This window comes from Virgisporangium aurantiacum, from assembly GCF_016863635.1.
GTDB classification, from domain to species: domain Bacteria; phylum Actinomycetota; class Actinomycetes; order Mycobacteriales; family Micromonosporaceae; genus Virgisporangium; species Virgisporangium aurantiacum.
Genome location: NZ_BOPG01000090.1, coordinates 57,942 through 74,164, shown reverse-complemented (window position 1 = coordinate 74,164; position 16,223 = coordinate 57,942). Strand labels below are relative to the sequence as shown.

At 70.3% G+C, this 16,223-nt stretch carries 14 protein-coding genes and 11 tRNA genes; 19 read left to right on the top strand and 6 right to left on the bottom strand.

What is annotated here, in order from left to right:
* Window positions 1-31: 31 nt before the first annotated feature.
* The 19 genes from Vau01_RS53835 to Vau01_RS53745 all read left to right on the top strand — a co-directional run bounded on the left by Vau01_RS53835 (window position 32) and on the right by Vau01_RS53745 (window position 10,182).
* Window positions 32-1,156 carry an FAD-dependent oxidoreductase gene (locus Vau01_RS53835; protein ID WP_204009399.1) on the top strand — a complete coding sequence of 375 codons (1,125 nt, stop codon included), beginning with the start codon at window positions 32-34 and terminating at the stop codon, window positions 1,154-1,156.
* An 81-nt stretch (window positions 1,157-1,237) separates the two neighbouring features.
* Window positions 1,238-1,813, top strand: a complete 576-nt coding sequence (locus Vau01_RS53830; protein ID WP_204009397.1) for a TerD family protein — start codon at window positions 1,238-1,240, stop codon at window positions 1,811-1,813.
* Between the two features lie 140 nt (window positions 1,814-1,953).
* Window positions 1,954-3,123: an ABC transporter substrate-binding protein gene (locus Vau01_RS53825; protein WP_204009395.1), complete on the top strand. Its 1,170-nt coding sequence runs from the start codon at window positions 1,954-1,956 to the stop codon at window positions 3,121-3,123.
* Window positions 3,120-3,986 (top strand): branched-chain amino acid ABC transporter permease, encoded by an 867-nt coding sequence (locus Vau01_RS53820; RefSeq protein ID WP_204009393.1) that lies wholly within the window; start codon window positions 3,120-3,122, stop codon window positions 3,984-3,986. The genes Vau01_RS53825 and Vau01_RS53820 overlap by 4 nt, the downstream gene beginning before the upstream one ends.
* Window positions 3,986-5,860: a branched-chain amino acid ABC transporter ATP-binding protein/permease gene (locus tag Vau01_RS53815; RefSeq protein ID WP_204009391.1), complete on the top strand. Its 1,875-nt coding sequence runs from the start codon at window positions 3,986-3,988 to the stop codon at window positions 5,858-5,860. The genes Vau01_RS53820 and Vau01_RS53815 overlap by 1 nt, the downstream gene beginning before the upstream one ends.
* Entirely contained in the window at window positions 5,860-6,585 is a 726-nt protein-coding gene (locus Vau01_RS53810; RefSeq protein WP_204009389.1) for an ABC transporter ATP-binding protein, read from the top strand. Before Vau01_RS53815 ends, Vau01_RS53810 begins: the two co-directional genes overlap by 1 nt.
* Before the next feature lie 330 nt (window positions 6,586-6,915).
* Window positions 6,916-6,989: transfer RNA gene (locus tag Vau01_RS53805), tRNA-Trp, on the top strand.
* Window positions 6,990-7,051: 62 nt separating this feature from the next.
* A tRNA-Gly gene (locus Vau01_RS53800) sits at window positions 7,052-7,126 on the top strand.
* 44 nt (window positions 7,127-7,170) lie between these two features.
* Window positions 7,171-7,611, top strand: coding sequence for an HNH endonuclease (locus Vau01_RS53795; protein ID WP_204009386.1), 441 nt, complete (start codon window positions 7,171-7,173; stop codon window positions 7,609-7,611).
* A 59-nt stretch (window positions 7,612-7,670) separates the two neighbouring features.
* A tRNA-Gln gene (locus tag Vau01_RS53790) sits at window positions 7,671-7,743 on the top strand.
* Between the two features lie 18 nt (window positions 7,744-7,761).
* Window positions 7,762-7,834 (top strand) — tRNA-Leu (locus tag Vau01_RS53785).
* A 30-nt stretch (window positions 7,835-7,864) separates the two neighbouring features.
* A tRNA-Asp gene (locus Vau01_RS53780) sits at window positions 7,865-7,936 on the top strand.
* Between the two features lie 45 nt (window positions 7,937-7,981).
* Window positions 7,982-8,068 (top strand) — tRNA-Ser (locus tag Vau01_RS53775).
* Between the two features lie 10 nt (window positions 8,069-8,078).
* A tRNA-Lys gene (locus Vau01_RS53770) sits at window positions 8,079-8,150 on the top strand.
* A gap of 1 nt (window position 8,151) precedes the next feature.
* Window positions 8,152-8,225 (top strand) — tRNA-Met (locus Vau01_RS53765).
* A 1-nt stretch (window position 8,226) separates the two neighbouring features.
* Window positions 8,227-8,301 (top strand) — tRNA-Glu (locus Vau01_RS53760).
* Window positions 8,302-8,319: 18 nt separating this feature from the next.
* Window positions 8,320-8,391, top strand: a tRNA-Val gene (locus tag Vau01_RS53755).
* A 10-nt stretch (window positions 8,392-8,401) separates the two neighbouring features.
* Window positions 8,402-8,474, top strand: a tRNA-Cys gene (locus tag Vau01_RS53750).
* A 145-nt stretch (window positions 8,475-8,619) separates the two neighbouring features.
* The gene (locus Vau01_RS53745; protein WP_204009384.1) at window positions 8,620-10,182 is read left to right on the top strand and encodes a cellulose binding domain-containing protein; all 1,563 of its coding nucleotides are present in this window, start codon (window positions 8,620-8,622) and stop codon (window positions 10,180-10,182) included.
* On the opposite strand, the gene Vau01_RS53740 is transcribed toward Vau01_RS53745, so the two are convergent.
* The 6 genes from Vau01_RS53740 to Vau01_RS53715 all read right to left on the bottom strand — a co-directional run bounded on the left by Vau01_RS53740 (window position 10,179) and on the right by Vau01_RS53715 (window position 16,204).
* Entirely contained in the window at window positions 10,179-10,691 is a 513-nt protein-coding gene (locus Vau01_RS53740) for an O-acetyl-ADP-ribose deacetylase (RefSeq protein WP_204009381.1), read from the bottom strand. The genes Vau01_RS53745 and Vau01_RS53740 overlap by 4 nt on opposite strands.
* Window positions 10,666-12,105 (bottom strand): MFS transporter, encoded by a 1,440-nt coding sequence (locus tag Vau01_RS53735; protein WP_239152737.1) that lies wholly within the window; start codon window positions 12,103-12,105, stop codon window positions 10,666-10,668. Before Vau01_RS53735 ends, Vau01_RS53740 begins: the two co-directional genes overlap by 26 nt.
* 437 nt (window positions 12,106-12,542) lie before the next feature.
* The gene (locus Vau01_RS53730) at window positions 12,543-13,028 is read right to left on the bottom strand and encodes a MarR family winged helix-turn-helix transcriptional regulator (protein ID WP_204009379.1); all 486 of its coding nucleotides are present in this window, start codon (window positions 13,026-13,028) and stop codon (window positions 12,543-12,545) included.
* A gap of 33 nt (window positions 13,029-13,061) precedes the next feature.
* The gene (locus Vau01_RS53725) at window positions 13,062-14,075 is read right to left on the bottom strand and encodes a hypothetical protein (protein ID WP_204009377.1); all 1,014 of its coding nucleotides are present in this window, start codon (window positions 14,073-14,075) and stop codon (window positions 13,062-13,064) included.
* A gap of 30 nt (window positions 14,076-14,105) precedes the next feature.
* On the bottom strand, window positions 14,106-15,107 hold the full coding sequence (locus Vau01_RS53720; protein WP_239152735.1) for an LLM class flavin-dependent oxidoreductase: 1,002 nt from the start codon (window positions 15,105-15,107) through the stop codon (window positions 14,106-14,108).
* 32 nt (window positions 15,108-15,139) lie between these two features.
* Window positions 15,140-16,204: an NAD(P)H-dependent flavin oxidoreductase gene (locus tag Vau01_RS53715; RefSeq protein ID WP_204009373.1), complete on the bottom strand. Its 1,065-nt coding sequence runs from the start codon at window positions 16,202-16,204 to the stop codon at window positions 15,140-15,142.
* Window positions 16,205-16,223 lie beyond the last annotated feature (19 nt).

Below are 16,223 nucleotides of genomic sequence, written 5' to 3'. Positions count from 1 at the left end.
ACAACGTACGTAGTGAATAAGGGGGGTGCACATGGACGTGCTCATCGTGGGAGCCGGCGTCGGCGGGCTCGCGCTGGCCAACGGGCTCGTCGCCCGCGGGCACGGCGTCCGCGTGCTGGAACGGGCCGAGGGCCGGCGCGACAGCGGCGCCGCCGTCACCCTCTTCGGCAACGGCAAGGCGGCGGCCGCCGGGCTGTCGGCCCCGCTCGACGGGCTCGGCGGCCGCATCGACGAACTGGAGATCCGCGGCGCCGACGACCGCCGCTACGGCCTCACCGACCTGCGGCTCATGGCCCGGCGCACCGGGTTCGCCGTCGAGACCGTGCCGCGGGCGGCCCTGCTGCGCCGGCTCACCGACCTCCTGCCGGACGGCACCGTGGAGTACGGCGCCGCCGTGGTCGAGGCCGTACCGGAGGGCGCGGTGGTCGACGCGGCGGGCGTCAAGAAGACGGCGGACGTCGTGGTCGGCGCCGACGGTTACCGCTCGGCCGTGCGGCGGTCGATTCTGGGTGACGGGGATGCGCGCCGCAACGGCTGGTCGAGTTGGCAGGGGCTGACCGCCGTCCTCCCCGAACTGGCGAACGGCACGCACGCCCGGTGCTACGTGGGTCCGGCCGGGTTGTGCGGGCTGATGCCGGCCGGCGGCGGGCTGCTGCAGTGGTGGTTCGACACCCAGGGGACGCCCGGTGAGCGCCCGGTGACCGACTGGCTCGCCGACCGGTTCTCCCCGTACCCGAAACCGGTGACGGACCTGCTCGCCGCGGTGGCGCCCCAGGACGTCCACGAGTATCCGCACGTGCTGCACGAGGTGAAGGACCGGTGGGGAGAGGACGCCGTGACGCTGCTCGGCGACGCCGCGCACGCGTTCCCGCCCTCGCAGGCGCAGGGCGCGAACCAGGCGCTGGAGGACGCGTGGCTGCTGGCGAAGGCCCTCGACGGCGCCGGACCGGTGGACGATCTCCTGCGCCGGTACGAGAAGGTCCGCGCGCGCCGGGTGCGTCGGGTGTCGAGGCTGGCGGCCTCCGAGATCACCAACCGGATGCCGAATGCTGTGGGTCGGTTCGCCGGCACGGTTCTCAGCCCGACGATGGCCGGACGCGCCCATCTCGCCCTGATCCGGCGATTCAGCAGCGTGTTGAACACCGACCGGATATGACTGTCACAGGGAGCGTTCGGCTCCGCGTGTTACTGTCGCGAACTTGGGCATCGCAGCTCAGGACCTACAGGAGGAAACCGAATGGGAGTCAGTCTCAGCAAGGGCGGCAACGTCAGCCTCACCAAGGCCGCGCCGAACCTCGCCGCCGTGAACGTCGGGCTCGGCTGGGACGTCCGCACCACCACCGGCGCCGACTTCGACCTCGACGCCAGCGCCCTGATCTGTGGCACGGAGGGCAAGGTCCTGTCGGACTCGCACTTCGTGTTCTTCAACAACCTCAAGTCGCCCGACGGCACCGTCGAGCACACCGGCGACAACCTCACCGGTGAGGGCGAGGGCGACGACGAGCTGATCAAGGTCAACGTCGCCAGCGTCGGCGCCGACGTCGACAAGATCGCGTTCATCGTCTCGATCCACGACGCCGAGGCCCGCAACCAGTCGTTCGGTCAGGTGAGCAACGCGTTCATCCGCGTGGTCGACCAGGCCGACAACAACGAACTCGCGCGGTACGACCTGTCCGAGGACTACTCGACCGAGACCGCGCTGGTCTTCGGCGAGCTGTACCGCAACGGGGCGGAGTGGAAGTTCCGCGCCGTGGGCCAGGGCTACGCGTCCGGCCTCGCGGGCATCGCCCGCGACTTCGGCGTCAACGTCTGACCCGCAGACTCCGGTTCCGCCGACGGCCGGTCCAGCCCCGCGCTGGGCCGGCCGTCGTGTTAGCGTGCGGCTCTCTATAAGAACCGATATTTCGATATGAGGAACGTCGATGTATCGGAAATGGAGCCGGAGGTCGGTCGATGGGTCAGTTCCGGAAAATCGGCGTCGTCGCGACGGTCGCGGTTCTCGCGGTCGCCGCCGGTGCCTGTGCCGAGGACGACAACGGTGGTGGCACCGACACCGGGGGGCCGATCCGCATCGGTGCGATCCTCGACATCACCGGTGCCGGCGCCAGCCTCGGCGTTCCCGAGCGCAAGACGCTGGAACTGCTGACGAAGAAGGCGAACGACGCCGGTGGCATCGGCAACCGGAAGATCGAGCTCACCATCGAGGACGACCAGTCCACAGAGGACGGTGCGGCCAAGGCGATGAACGAGCTGGTGTCGAAGAACGTCGACATCATCATCGGTGCCAGCCGGACGGGTACGAGCCTCGCGATGCGTCCCATCGCCGAGTCGGCGAAGATGCCGATGATCTCGATGGCCGCCAATGTGAAGGTCACCGACGGCGCCACGTGGGTGTTCAAGACCGCGCAGAACGACGCCGCCGTGCTGGCGAACGTCGTCGACTACGCGAAGACCAAGGGCTGGAAGAAGATCGGGCTCGTGCGTGACTCGTCGGCGTTCGGCGAGGGGGTCGCCGAGCTGCTCAACGAGCTCGGCAAGGCCGACGGGATCTCGGTGGTCGTCACCGAGAAGTTCGCCCCCGACGCCACCGAGTTCACCGCGCAGATGCTCAACATCCGCAACGCCAAGGCCGACATGAACCTGATCTGGGGCATCCCGCCGGCGGCGGCCCTGGCCCAGAAGGCCTACAAGCAGCTGGGCATCACCGCGCCGGTCATGCAGAGCCACGGCATCGGCAACCAGGTGTTCCTCGACACCGCCGGGCCGGCCGCCGACGGGCTGGTGGCACCGGTCGGCCGGCTGGTCGTCGCCGACCAGTTGCCGGCGAGCGACCCGCAGAAGGCGGTGCTGACGAAGTTCGTCGCCGACTACAAGGCCGCCTACAACGAGACCCCGTCGACGTTCGCCGGCCACGCCTGGGACGCCTTCCAGCTCGCGGCCGACGCGTTCAAGGCGGTCGGCACCGACAAGCAGAAGGTGCGCGACAAGCTGGAACAGGTCAAGGGCTTCGTCGGCATCACCGGCATCTACATGATGACCGCGAAGGACCACTCCGGGCTGGGCAAGGACGCGCTGGTGCTCGTCACCGTGCAGAACTCGAAGTGGGCGCTCGCACCCAAATGACCGACCTGTTACAGCTGCTCGTCGCGGGGATCTCGGTCGGGGCGATCTACGCGTTGATCGCCATGGGCTTCACCGTGATCTTCTCGGTCAGCGAGGTCATCAACCTCACGCAGGGCGAGTTCGCCGCGCTGGCCGGCCTGATCGCGATCACCGCCACCACCGCCGGGCTGCCGCTGCCGCTCGCGCTGCTGGTCTCCGTGCTCACGGTGGTGACGGTGGCCCTGCTCGTGCGGCTGGTCCTGGCACCGGTGAAACGGATGACCACGCTGCTGTCCATCATGCTCACGCTCGGCCTGTCCACCGCGTTGAAGGCGGCGATGCTGCTGCTCTGGGGACCGGAGGGGCGCGGCCTGGATCCCTTTCCCGGCAACGACTTCGTCGTGTGGGGCGTGTCGGTCCGGGCGCAGTACCTGTGGATCATCGGGGTCACCGCGGTCGTGTCGGTCGCGGTCGCGGCGTTCTACGAGCGGACGCTCACCGGCAAGGCGTTGCGCGCCTGCGCCGAGCAGCCGACGGCGGCCCGCCTGGTGGGCATCTCGGTGTCGGGTGCCGGGCTGCTGTCGTTCGGGATCGCCGGCCTCCTCGGCGGCATCGCCGGCGTGCTCGCGAGCCCCGTGTACTTCAGCGCCTGGGACTCGGGGCTGGCGTTGGGGCTCAAGGGATTCGTCGCCGCGACGCTGGGCGGGCTGACCTCGATCCGGGGCGCGGTCGCCGGTGGGGTGGTGCTCGGTGTGCTGGAGTCGCTCGTCGCCGGGTACGTCGACTCCGGGTTCCGCGACGCGGTCGCGTTCGTGGTGCTGATCGTGGTGCTGGTCGCGCGTCCCGGCGGGATCCTGCGCCAGCACAGCGTGGCGAGGGTCTGATGGCGACGCGCCTGCTTCGGGGTCCACTGCTTCGGGGTCCACTGTGGAGCTTCGCGCTCCTCGCCGTGGTGCTGGCCGTCTTCCCGCTCGTCGCGCCGGACGACGCCGTCAACGTGGGCGTGTACGCGCTGATCTACTCCCTCGCCGCGATCGGCCTGTCGCTGCTGATGGGCCTCGCCGGGCAGGTGAGCCTCGGCCAGGCCGCGTTCTTCGCCGTCGGCGCCTACACGCAGGCGGTCCTCGTGACGCGCTATTCGGTGCCGATGGTGCCGGCCGCCGTCGCCGCGGTGGGCCTGGCGATGCTCGTCGCGTTGCTGGTCGGCCTGCCGCTGCTGCGCCTGCGCGGGCACTACCTGGCGCTGGCGACGCTCGGCCTGGGCATCATCGTGACGGTCGCGGCCACCGAGTCGGAGTACCTCGGCGCCACCTCGGGCATCTACGGCGTGCCGAAGCCGGAGTTCGGCGGGCGGCGCTACGACAGCGCCGCCGAGTACTTCTGGTTGCTGGCCCCGGTGGTGGTCGCCGCGCTGCTGCTGGCGCGCAACGTCGTGGCGGGACGGATCGGCCGGGCGCTCGGCGCGATCAACGACTCGGAGGTGGCCGCCGAGTGCCTCGGCGCCGACACGTTCCGGCTGCGGTTGCAGGTGTTCGTGCTCTCCGCCGGCTACGCCGGGCTGGCCGGCGTCGCGTACGTGCACTGGATCACGGTGGTGAACCCGGGCGCGGCGAACTTCTCGCTGTCGGTCGAGTTCCTGCTGATGGCCGTGCTCGGCGGCATCGGCAGCGTCTGGGGCGCGGTGCTCGGCGCGTTCGCGGTGGAATTCCTGGACGAGGGACTGCACGACCTGATCCCGAAGATCGTGCCCGACGCGGTGGGGGAGGTGGAGCTGATCGGGTTCGGGATCGTGCTCACCGCGGTGATCCTGTTCCTGCCGGGCGGCATCCACGGGCTGTTCCGCCGGCTGCTCGACCGGGTGCGACCCGGCGCCGCGCCGGCCGCGGCGTCCACAGTGGACGATTCCGACGAGACCCCGTTGTTGGCGCGCGACGGCCGGCCCGCACCGGGCACGACGCTGCTGGAGGTCGAGCACCTCGTGCGCCGGTTCGGTGGCGTCGTCGCCGTCGACGACGTGTCGTTCGAGGTGCGCGCGGGGGAGATCTTCGGGCTCATCGGACCCAACGGCGCCGGCAAGACCACGTGCTTCAACATCGTGAGCGGCGTGCTCACGCCGTCGACCGGAACCGTTCGCCTGAAAGGCGAACGCATCGACGGCCGAAAGCCGCACGTGTTCGCCCGGGCCCGGGCCACCCGGACCTTCCAGAATCTGCAGATCTTCCGCTCGACCACCGTGCGCGGCAACGTCGCCGTTGGCCGGCACCTGCGCGGCCGGGCCGGGCTCGCGCGTGGCGCGCTGGTGCTGCCGGCGCGGGCGGAGGAGCGCGCGATCCACCGGTCCACCGACGACTTCCTCTCTCTCGTGGGACTGTCCGAGGTTGCCGACCGGCCGGCCGGCGACCTGCCGTTCGGGCAGCAGCGGCTGCTGGAGATCGCCCGCGCGCTCGCGCTGGAACCCGACCTGCTGCTGCTCGACGAGCCGATGGCCGGCCTCTCCGGTGGCGAACGTCGCGACCTGGCCCGGTTGCTGCGGCGGCTGCGGGCCGGGGGAATGGCGATCGTGCTCGTCGAGCACGACGTCGAGGCCGTGCTGGCGCTGGCCGACCGCGTCGCCGTGCTCGACGACGGTCGCCTCATCGCGCTGGGCGATCCGGCCGCGGTGCGCCACGATCCCGCCGTGGTCGCCGCGTACCTCGGCATCGAGGAGGAGCAGGCCGCGGTGGATCCGGTCGCCCGGTCGGTGGTGCAGGGGGACTGATGCTCGAGGTGGAAGGGTTGCACGCCGGGTACGACAACCTCCGCGTGCTGCACGGGATCGACCTTTCCGTGCCGGCCGGTCACCTGCTCGCGGTGATCGGCGCCAACGGCGCCGGCAAGACGACGTTGCTGCGCGCGGTCTCCGGCCTCATCCGGCCGTCGGCGGGAACGGTCACGGTGGACGGTCGTGCGGTCGACGGGCTGCGGCCCGAGCGGATCGCGGCGGCCGGTCTGGCGCACGTCCCGGAGAACCGCCTGGTGTTCCCGTCCCTGACGGTCGCCGACAACCTTGCGCTCGGCGGCTGGACGCGGCGCCGGTCCGCGACCCCCGCCGACCGCGACCGTGTGCTGGACCTCTTTCCGCGGCTGCGGTCGCGGCTGGCGCAGCCGGCCGGCACGCTGTCCGGCGGCGAGCAGCAGATGGTGGTGATCGGCCGCGGGCTGATGGCGGCGCCGAAGGTGCTGGTGCTCGACGAGCCCAGCGTCGGGCTGGCGCCCCGCCTGGTGGCCGAGATCTTCGCGGCGCTCGGCCGGCTGCGGGACGAGCAGGGGCAGGCGATCCTGCTGGTGGAGCAGAACGCGCGGGCCGCGTTCCGGGTCGCCGACCGGGTCGCGGTGATGGACCGCGGCCGCGTGGTGACCACCGGAACGCCGGCCGACCTCGCGGGGGACGACCGCGTGCAGAGCGCCTACCTCGGCGGCGGGTATCAGTCCACAGTGGACTGAAGAATGGGTTCGATAACCAATTCGTGCCATCGATCAAAAAGGCTTGCATGGGGTGGTGGGTTGGCCCTACCTTAGAACGGCACCAAGCGAGAGAAGAGATAGAGAGAGACAGGAGATGGCTATGTTCGGGCAGATCGCCTCGACTGAACCGCGGCAGCAGTGGCTGCGCGGGGATGGCGTCTGGGCGTTCGCCTGTGCGGGTAGCAGTTTCCTAGATCTGAAGGTGAATGGCCTCGGCTCGGGCCGGAGGTGTACGTAGGCGCATCCAGCGTTCTACGCACCGCCCGCCCCGCTCCAGGGACCGGGCGGTTTCTTTATTCCATAAGACATACGGGTGTAGCTCAATCAGGTAGAGCAGCGGTCTCCAAAGCCGTCGGTTGTGGGTTCGACTCCTTCCGCCCGTGCGATTCTTCCTGCCCGAAACAGGAATTGCTTATTTGATAACTCCACAGTGGATGGTCTATATGCGGTTGTAGCTCAGTTTGGTCAGAGCGTGACGTTGCCATCGTCGAGGTCCCGGGTTCGAATCCCGGCTGCCGCTCCTGTAAGTCAGTCCGACCGATCACGACGTGGAAGGGGGATCCGGTGGACGTCCTGGTTCTGAACGCCGACCTCGGCCCACTCCACCGGGTCAGCGTCCGCCATGCCGTGCGGATGCTGGTGCGGCGGGTCGCCGAGATCCACGAGGCGAAGCCCGACCGGCTCATCGGCGTCTACCCGGTGCCGACGGTCGTCCGGCTGGTGTCGTACGTCGTCACCCGGTGGCGGCACAGCCGCGGCCCGGCGTGGTCCCGGGCCGGTGTGCTGGTGCGTGACGGCCGCCGCTGCGGTTACTGCGGCCGGCCCGCGTCGACGATCGACCACGTGCTGCCGCGTTCGCGCGGTGGCGCCAACAGCTGGCTCAACACCGTGGCCGCCTGCGGCGGCTGCAACCAGCGCAAGGGTGACCGGACTCCGTCCGAGGCACGCATGCCCCTGCGAACCGCGCCGACGGTTCCCAACTGGGCGGCGATGTACCTGCGCTGAGCGTCCGGCCGGTGGGTCCCGCGGGGGGACCTGCCGGCCGGGCAGCAGAACAGACCCTTTGCGGGCTGGTGCAACTGGCAGCACGTCCGGCTCTGAACCGGAAGGTTGGAGGTTCGAGTCCTCCGCTCGCAGCGCACATGTGAAATTCAAGCCCGGGTGGCCCAACGGCAGAGGCGCACCGCTCAGAACGGTGAGGTTGCGCGTTCGAATCGCGCTCCGGGTACGCAGTAGAGATCAAGCCCTGTTAGCCCAAGCCCTGTTAGCTCAGTGGGAGAGCAAGCGCCTGTCGAGCGCGAGGTCGCCGGTTCAATCCCGGTACGGGGCGCGAGTTCCTGTCGACGGCATGCCGAGGGGGGCCGGCAGGAACGTTGGAGGTTTGGCCGAGTGGTAAGGCAGCGGATTGCTAATCCGTAACAGGAGACATCTTCTGTCGGGAGTTCGAGTCTCCCAACCTCCGCGCAGCACATGCGCCGCTAGCTCAACGGTAGAGCGACTGCCTCTTAAGCAGTGGGTTCGGGGTTCAAGTCCCTGGCGGCGTACTGCGGGGTGCGTGTAACGGTAACTGGCCGGCCTCATAAGCCGAGCGATTGAGGGTTCGACTCCCTCCCCCGCCACGGCGCGGTAGACGAATCGGGAAAGTCACCTGGTTTTCACCCAGGGCACATGCGGGTTCGAATCCCGTCCGCGCTACGTACGAACAGTGAACAGGCCCGTGTAGCTCAGCGGAAGAGCGCCGTCCTCACACGGCGGACGTCCCAGGTTCGAATCCTGGTGCGGGTACGTGATCAGCGGCCGTATGCCCGAGTGGTCAAGGGCTCCGAGTGCAAATCGGGTGTGCGTCGGTTCGATTCCGACTGCGGCTTCGAAGACCATCCACTGTGGGGTTCGGCGAGATGCCGTCTAGTCCGGTATAGACCGGACCCGTGGGAATCGACTAGCGTGTATCCAGCGCGGCCGGGCGGGGTCGTGTACCTGATCAACCCCACGTTCCTCCTGGGAGGTCCGCCCATGACTCCTGCCATCCGGCGCCGGTTGCTGTCCGGCGCCGCCGTCGCGCTTCTCGGTGCGCTCGTCGGTGTGGTCGCCACCGGCGCGCCCGCATACGCGGCCGATCCGACCGCGACCATCGTCAAGACGTCCTCGTGGAGTACCGGGTTCGAGGCCAAGGTCACCATCACCAACGGCTCGACCACCACGATCAACGGCTGGACGGTCGCGTTCGACCTGCCGGCCGGCACCGGGATCAGCTCGTCGTGGGACGCGAACCGTTCGCAGAGCGGCCAGCGCTACACGTTCACCAGCACCTGGAACGGCACGATCGCTCCGGGTGGCCAGGCCAGCTTCGGTTTCATCGGAACCGGAAGCGGCAACCCGTCGAACTGCACGCTCAACAACGCGCCGTGCGCCGGCGGCGGCCCCACCAACCCGGGTGCGCCCGGCACGCCGGGCAACGTGCGGGTCACCGGCACCACCGCGTCGGCGATCTCGTTGGCGTGGAACGCCAGCAGCGGCACGGTCACCGGATACCGGGTCTACGAGGGGACGACGGTGCGCGCCACCGTCACCGGCACCAGCACCACCATCTCGGGGCTGGGAACGTGCACCTCGAGGACGTACACGGTCGCGGCGTACAACGGCAACGGCGAATCGGCGAAGAGCGGTTCGGTCACCGGCACCACCACCGGATGCACCAACCCGGGTGGCGGGCGCGGCGCGCCGTACCTGTACCTCGGTTGGGGCGACCCGCAGAACGCGGCGAGCGTCATGAGCGCCACCGGCGTGAAGTGGTTCACGCTGGCGTTCGTGCTGTCGGGTGGTGGCTGCACCCCGTCGTGGGACAGCCAGCGTCCGCTCACCGGCGGCGTCGACCAGCAGACGATCAACGCGATCCGCGCGGCCGGCGGCGACGTCGTGCCGTCGTTCGGTGGCTGGCAGGGCAACAAGCTGGGCCCGAACTGCGCCACTCCGGAGGCGCTGGCGGGTGCGTACCAGCAGGTGATCAACGCCTACAACCTCAAGGCGATCGACATCGACATCGAGAACTTCGACGAGTTCGAGAACGCCACGGTGCGCGACCGCATCCTCAACGCGTTGCGGATCGTCAAGCAGAACAACGCGGGTCTGCAGACGATCGTCACGTTCGGCACCACGACCACCGGTCCGAACTTCAACGGCCTGCAGCTCATCCAGCGGGCGCGTGAGCTGAACGCGAACGTCGACATTTTCACGATCATGCCGTTCGACTTCGGCGGCTCGAACATCCAGACCGACACGATCAACGCCGCCGAGGGCCTGAAGAACGCGCTGAAGGCGCAGTTCGGCTGGTCCGACGCGACCGCCTACCAGCACATGGGCATCTCCGGGATGAACGGGCTCAGCGACCAGCAGGAGCTCACCTCCCCGGCCGCCTGGACCGCGATCCGCGACTGGGCCAAGGCACGCGGCCTGGCGCGGCTGGCGTTCTGGTCGGTCAACCGCGACCGTCCGTGCCCCGGCGGCGGCGTGGTGTCCAACTGCAGCGGCATCTCGCAGGGCGACCTGGAGTTCACCCGGATCACTGCGGGCTTCTAGAAACCGAGCACCATCTCGGCGACGTCGCGGGTTTCGTCGTCGAACAGCACCAGCCGCGCGTTGTCCACAGTGGATGGTGGCGCGGCGGTGATGGCGGCGACCGCCTGTCGCACGGCGTCCTCCTTGGGCCAGCGGAAGATGCCCGCGGAGATCAAGGGGAACGCCACCGTGGTGGCACCGAGGTCGCCGGCCACGGTGAGGGAGTTGGTGTAGCAGTCGCGGAGGAGGGCCGAGCGGTCCTCCTCCGCGCTCCACACCGGGCCGACCGTGTGGATCACCCAGCGGGCCGGCAGGCGGCCGGCGGTGGTGGCGACGGCCTGGCCGGTGGGGAGGCCGCGGCCGTACTTCGCGGCCCGGAGAGCCCGGCACTCGGCGAGGATCTCCGGGCCGCCCTTGCGATGGATCGCCCCGTCGACGCCCCCGCCGCCGAGCAGTGAGGAGTTGGCGGCGTTCACGATCGCGTCGACCTGAACGGTGGTGATGTCACCGGTCAGCAGTGTGATGCGCATCCGACAAGTCTCCCGCCACGTACCCGTCGGTTGCGGTACCGGGGGCGGCGCGGTGGGCGTCATCCAGCTTTTGCGGACGGAGGACGGTGACCGCGACGATGGCCGCGACCACGATGAGCGCCGCGCCCACCGCGAAGGCCAGGCGGTAGCCGGCCGTGAGCGCCGCGGCCTCGCCGAGCCCGGCGCGGTCGGCGGTGCGGGCGGCCGCGAGGGTCGTGAGCACGGCGGCGCCGAGGGCCATGCCGACCTGTTGCGTGGTGTTGAAGAGACCCGACGCGAGCCCGGCGTCGTCGGCCTTCGCGCCCGACATGCCCAGCGCGGTGAGGGCCGGTAGCGCCAGGCCGAAGCCGCTCGCCAGCAGCATGACCGGCAGCAGGTCGGTGGCGTAGGTCGCGTGCACCGGTACCCGGGTGAGGAGCAGAAACATCGCCGCGAGCAGCGCCAGGCCGGCCAGCAGCACCGGACGCTCGCCGAACCGCGCGATCAGCCGCGCCGAGAAGCCCAGGGTGACCACGCCGATGACCACGGCGGGCGGCAGCATCGCCAGACCCGTGCCGCCCGCGCCGTAGCCCTGCACGTGCTGCAGGTACAGCGCCAGCAGGATCTGGAACGCGAAGCAGGCGGCGATGATGAGAATCTGCACCAGGTTGGCGCCGGAGACGTTGCGGGAGCGGAAGATCCGCAGCGGCATCAACGGCGTGCGGGCGGTGGCCTGCCGGGCGATGAACGCGGCGAGCAGCGCCGTCCCGGCGGCGATCCAGATCATTCCTTCGTTCACCACGCCCACGATGACCAGCATCAGCCCCGCGGTGACGAGGACGGCGCCGATGATGTCGGCACCCTTGGCGATGCCCAGCCCACGGTCGTTCGGGAGGACCCTCAGCGCGAGCGCGATGACGGCGATGCCGATGGGCACGTTGATGAAGAAGATCCAGTGCCAGCTGAGCGCGTCGGTGAGGACGCCGCCGAGCACGCTGCCGATCGACGCGCCGGCCGCGCCGGTGAAACTGAAGACCGCGATGGCGCGGGCGCGCTCGGTGGGCTCGGTGAACGTGGTGACGAGGATGCCGAGGCTGACGGCGACGGCCATCGCGCTGCCGATGCCCTGGAGGAAGCGGGCGGCGAGGAGTATCTCGATGGTGGTGGCGGCGCCGGCGAGCACGGAGGCCGCGGTGAACACGGCGGTGCCGGCGAGGAACATCAGGCGGCGGCCGAGCAGGTCACCGAGGCGGCCGGCGAGCAGCAGCAGGCTGCCGAACGCCACCAGGTAGGCGTTGACGACCCAGCTGAGGCCGGCGGCGGAGAACCCGAGGTCGTCCTGGATGGCCGGCATGGCCACGGTGACGATGCTGCCGTCGAGAATGATCATGAGGGTCGCCGAGGCGAGGACGCCGAGCGCAGTTTTTCTTCTCACGGGTGTGACGGTAGCAGATAGTTCCGTTGCAGACGATCCGCTAGTGACGCTTGTCGCGCTGTTGCCGCCGTCGCCGCTGTCGCCGCTGGCGGTCGGCGCGGTGCGCCTGTGGACAGCTGCGCGTGAGCGGGGAAGCTCGTACACGCCCTGACGTGGGAGAACTTCCCCGCTCACGCTCCGTCTGGTGCGCTGGACGTCGTGGCGGTCGGGGTCCCCGGGAGTCGATCTTGCAGTTGTGGTGGGTCATAAACAGGGGCGAATAAGGGCGAACAAGGCACCACAACTGCAAGATCGCCGCCGGGGACAGCGGTCGGTTCGCCGATCTTGCAGTTGTGTCCGCCTTTTTGCCGGAATTCGCCCGTTTTTCGGCGAGCACAACTGCAAGATCGGCGACGTTGGTCCGGGCTCGGATCGCCCCGCCGGTGAGCTCTGATCGGTCAGGCGGATTGGCGGGCGCGGCGGACGCCCACGGCCGGCTCCGCCGGTTCGGCCAGCGGGCCGGTGACCAGGTCGGTCAGGATGCGGATCAGGGTCTGGCGGTCCTGGCCGGGTAGGGCGGCCAGCGTGTCGCGGTGGACGGCGTCGACGATCTCCTGGCTGCGGTGGGCCACCCGGGCACCCTCGTCGGTGACCGCGATGATCCGGGCGCGCCGGTCGTGGGTCGACGGGCGGCGTTCGGCCAGTCCTGCCTTCTCCAGCGCGTCGACGGTGACGACCATGGTGGTCTTGTCCATGTCGCCGATCTCGGCGAGTTGGGCCTGGGTGCGCTCCTCCTCCAGCGCGTGCACGAGCACGCAGTGCATCCGCGCGGTCAACCCGATCTCGGCGAGGGCGGCGGCCATCCGGGTCCGCAGCACGTGGCCGGCGCGGTCGAAGAGGTACGACAGATCGGGCTCGACGCGGGACGGGGACATGGCGGTCATGCCCCCAAGAGTAGTTCCGTGGCAGACGATCTGTTAGTACACGGCGACGCCCGGGGGTACCACGCGGACGGGATCGGGGGGCAGGTCGGGGCCGGGGTTGATCGTGCCGTCCGGGGCGAGATAGCGGAGCCGGGTGCGGCCCTGCTCGTGGTGGGCGAAGGCGGTGCCGTCCGGGCCGACGCCGAGATACGACCAGCGTCCCGATCCGGTGGTGGGCAGGTCGTGCCGGATGATCGGGTCTTCGGCGTCGTTCGTGCCGAACCTCAGGACGGCGGTCGGGTCGTCGTCGCGGTTCAGCACCACCGCCTCGAACCCGGTGCCGGTCCCGCTGAAGCGGACGCCGTTCGGCACCAGCCGCTCGCCGGCGCGCAGTTGGGCCGCCGCGTCGACGGTGAACCAGGTCGCGATCTCGCCCGTCGCGGTGGTGAGGGCGAGATCGACATGGGACCCGGCGGGGGCGTTCGGCTGGGCGACGAGCAGCTGCACCGGCAGGCGCACGCCGAGGACCTCGTGCCCGGGCCACGCCGGTAGCGGCATCCGCGTGCCGTCCTCGACCCACAGCAGGGTGAAGCCCGTCGGCACCTGGTCGGCGCCCTCGTCGCTGACGAGCAGCACCGCCGAGTCGGCGGACCAGGCCCAGGCGGTCATCCGGCGGCCGACGGCGGGCGAGCCGAACCGGTGCTCGGCGGACGACCCGACGAGGTCGCGGACGACCAGGCCGGTTCCGAGGGGGTAGCCGAGCCAGCGTCCGTCGGGTGACAGCGTGACGCCGCGGGTCGACGTCGCGTCGGTGGGTACCTCGAACTCCCGGCCGTCGCCGAACCGCACCACGGGGTAGCAGTCCGTGGCGCAGCCCCAGTACACGAGCGTGGCCCGGCCGAACCTGCCGGCCGGCAACGGCTCCAGCGCCGGCCCGCCAGAAGGAACCGGCCGGACGGCCTCCGTGGAGGATGATCCGACCACCGCGGCGGTGGCGATGATGACGGTGGCCAGCACGACCGAGCCGACCAGCCACCCGTCGCGTCGCCACCGGAATCCGAGCGACATCGACGTCACTCTACGGTGCGGGCGGGAACCTCAGGGACGCTGCAGCTTCGGCGCCACCTGCTCGGCGATCAGCTCGTACGAGCGGATCCGGTCGTCGATGTCGAACACCAGCGTCGTCAGCATCAGCTCGTCGGCGTTCGTGCGGCGCAGCAGCGCGTTGAGCTGGTCGGTGACGGTCGAGGGGGAGCCGAGCGCCTGCCCCTCGCGGCGGGAGGCGATGAACGCGCGTTCCAGATCCGAGAACGGGTACCCGGCGGCGTCGTCGGGTGACGGCATGCGACCCGGCCGGCCCTGCCGCAACCGCAGGAACGACAGGCCCGACGGCAGGCTCAGGTACTCGGCCCGCTCGTCGGTGTCGGCGCAGACCGCCGACACCGCCACCATCGCATAAGGGGAGTCGAGCCAGCGAGAAGGGCGGAACTCGGCCCGGTACAGCTCCAGGGCGATGTCGGTGTTGGCGGCGCTGAAGTGGTGCGCGAACGAGAACGGCAGCCCGAGCCGGCCGGCGAGCCGCGCGGAGAAGTCGCTCGAACCGAGGAGCCAGATCGCCGGCGCGTCACCGCGTCCCGGAACGGCCGTGACCCGGGGCTGGCCGGAACCGGCCTCGAAGTAGCCGATGAGCCGGGCCAGCTCCTGCGGGAAGTCCTCCGCCGACAGCCCCTCGACGCTGCGGCGCAACGCGAGCGCGGTGAGCTGGTCGGTGCCTGGCGCCCGTCCGATGCCCAGGTCGATGCGGTCCGGATGCAGCGCGACCAGCGTGCCGAACTGCTCCGCCACCACCAGCGGCGCGTGGTTGGGCAGCATCACCCCGCCCGAGCCCAGCCGGATCGACGACGTGCGGGCGGCCAGGTGCGCCAACAGCACGGCCGGCGCGGAACTGGCGATACCGGGCATGTTGTGGTGTTCGGCGACCCACAGCCGGTGGTAGCCGAGCTCCTCCACCCGGGTGGCGAGCGCGGTGGTGTGGGCGAGCGCGGTGCCGTTGTCGCTACCCTCGGCCACCGGCGCGAGATCGAGAACGGAGAGGGGCACTACCGAAGAAGCAACTGGGGTCACGTGAACTCTCAACCGCCGAGGCGCGCCTGGGCTTCCCGCACCAGCCGTGTGAGGTATTCCACCGCGGTCGTCTCGTGGGTGAGGGGAGCGGCCTGGCCGCTCCAGAGATTGAGGTGGTCGGGGTCGTCGCGGTCGGCGGCGGCGCGGCGGATCGGCATCATCAAAGCGTTCTGGACCGGGTACGCGGGCACGTCGCGCTCCGCGTCGACCAGATCACGGGTGACGCGGTTCGCGATGCCGCGCGCCATCCGTCCGGAAAAGACCTTCGTGAGGACGGTGCGACGCGCGCCGTCGCTGTTGAGCGCGCGCCGGTGCGGCGCGCTGGCGTTGGACTCGACCGTGTTGAGGAACCCGGTGCCGATCTGCACGCCGTGCGCGCCGAGCGCGAACGCCGCCGCGATGCCGCGCGCGTCGGCGATCCCGCCGGCGGCGACCACCGGCACGTCGACCGCGTCGGCCACCTGGGGGATCAGCGAGAACGTTCCGACGAGCGACTCCTCCACGGGGCGCAGGAACGCGCCGCGATGGCCGCCGGCGTCGCTGCCCGAGGCGACCACGGCATCGAGCCCGGCATCGGCGAGCGCCACCGCCTCCTCGACGGTGCTGGCGGTGCCGATCGTGCGGATCCCCTTGGCCCGGGCCGATTCCAGCGCCGCTGCCGGCGGCACACCCATGACGAAGCTCAGCACCGGGGGAGCGGCGTCGAGGGCCGCCTGCAGCTGGTCGTCGAAGTTCTGCACGGTGACCCTGGCCGGCGGCGTGGATCCGGTGCGCGCGTAGAGCGGCCGCAGGCGCTCGATGTGGGGGACCAGGTCGACGTTCGTGACCTCGGTCGGCTGCGGCACCCACAGGTTCACGGCGAACGGACGGTCGGTGGCCGCTCGCAGCGCGTCCACCAAGGTCTTTATCTCCTGGGGACCCAGCGCGTGGGCGCCGAACGAACCGAGCCCGCCGGCGCCGGAGACGGCCGCGGCCAGCGCGACCGACGACGCCCCGCCGCCGAACGGGCCCTGGACGATCGGGTGCTCGATCCCGAGCAGCGCGGTGAGGCGATCGGTCGGCCAGGGTGTCATCCGTTCACGGTACGCCGAT

What these genes read in the sequence shown, in the direction of transcription:
- Vau01_RS53835 (WP_204009399.1), top strand. Translation starts at nt 32, where the DNA reads ATGGACGTGCTCATCGTGGGAGCCGGCGTCGGCGGGCTCGCGCTGGCC.
- Vau01_RS53830 (WP_204009397.1), top strand. Translation starts at nt 1,238, where the DNA reads ATGGGAGTCAGTCTCAGCAAGGGCGGCAACGTCAGCCTCACCAAGGCC.
- Vau01_RS53825 (WP_204009395.1), top strand. Translation starts at nt 1,954, where the DNA reads ATGGGTCAGTTCCGGAAAATCGGCGTCGTCGCGACGGTCGCGGTTCTC.
- Vau01_RS53820 (WP_204009393.1), top strand. Translation starts at nt 3,120, where the DNA reads ATGACCGACCTGTTACAGCTGCTCGTCGCGGGGATCTCGGTCGGGGCG.
- Vau01_RS53815 (WP_204009391.1), top strand. Translation starts at nt 3,986, where the DNA reads ATGGCGACGCGCCTGCTTCGGGGTCCACTGCTTCGGGGTCCACTGTGG.
- Vau01_RS53810 (WP_204009389.1), top strand. Translation starts at nt 5,860, where the DNA reads ATGCTCGAGGTGGAAGGGTTGCACGCCGGGTACGACAACCTCCGCGTG.
- Vau01_RS53745 (WP_204009384.1), top strand. Translation starts at nt 8,620, where the DNA reads ATGACTCCTGCCATCCGGCGCCGGTTGCTGTCCGGCGCCGCCGTCGCG.
- Vau01_RS53740 (WP_204009381.1), bottom strand. Translation starts at nt 10,691, where the DNA reads ATGCGCATCACACTGCTGACCGGTGACATCACCACCGTTCAGGTCGAC.
- Vau01_RS53730 (WP_204009379.1), bottom strand. Translation starts at nt 13,028, where the DNA reads ATGACCGCCATGTCCCCGTCCCGCGTCGAGCCCGATCTGTCGTACCTC.
- Vau01_RS53725 (WP_204009377.1), bottom strand. Translation starts at nt 14,075, where the DNA reads ATGTCGCTCGGATTCCGGTGGCGACGCGACGGGTGGCTGGTCGGCTCG.
- Vau01_RS53715 (WP_204009373.1), bottom strand. Translation starts at nt 16,204, where the DNA reads ATGACACCCTGGCCGACCGATCGCCTCACCGCGCTGCTCGGGATCGAG.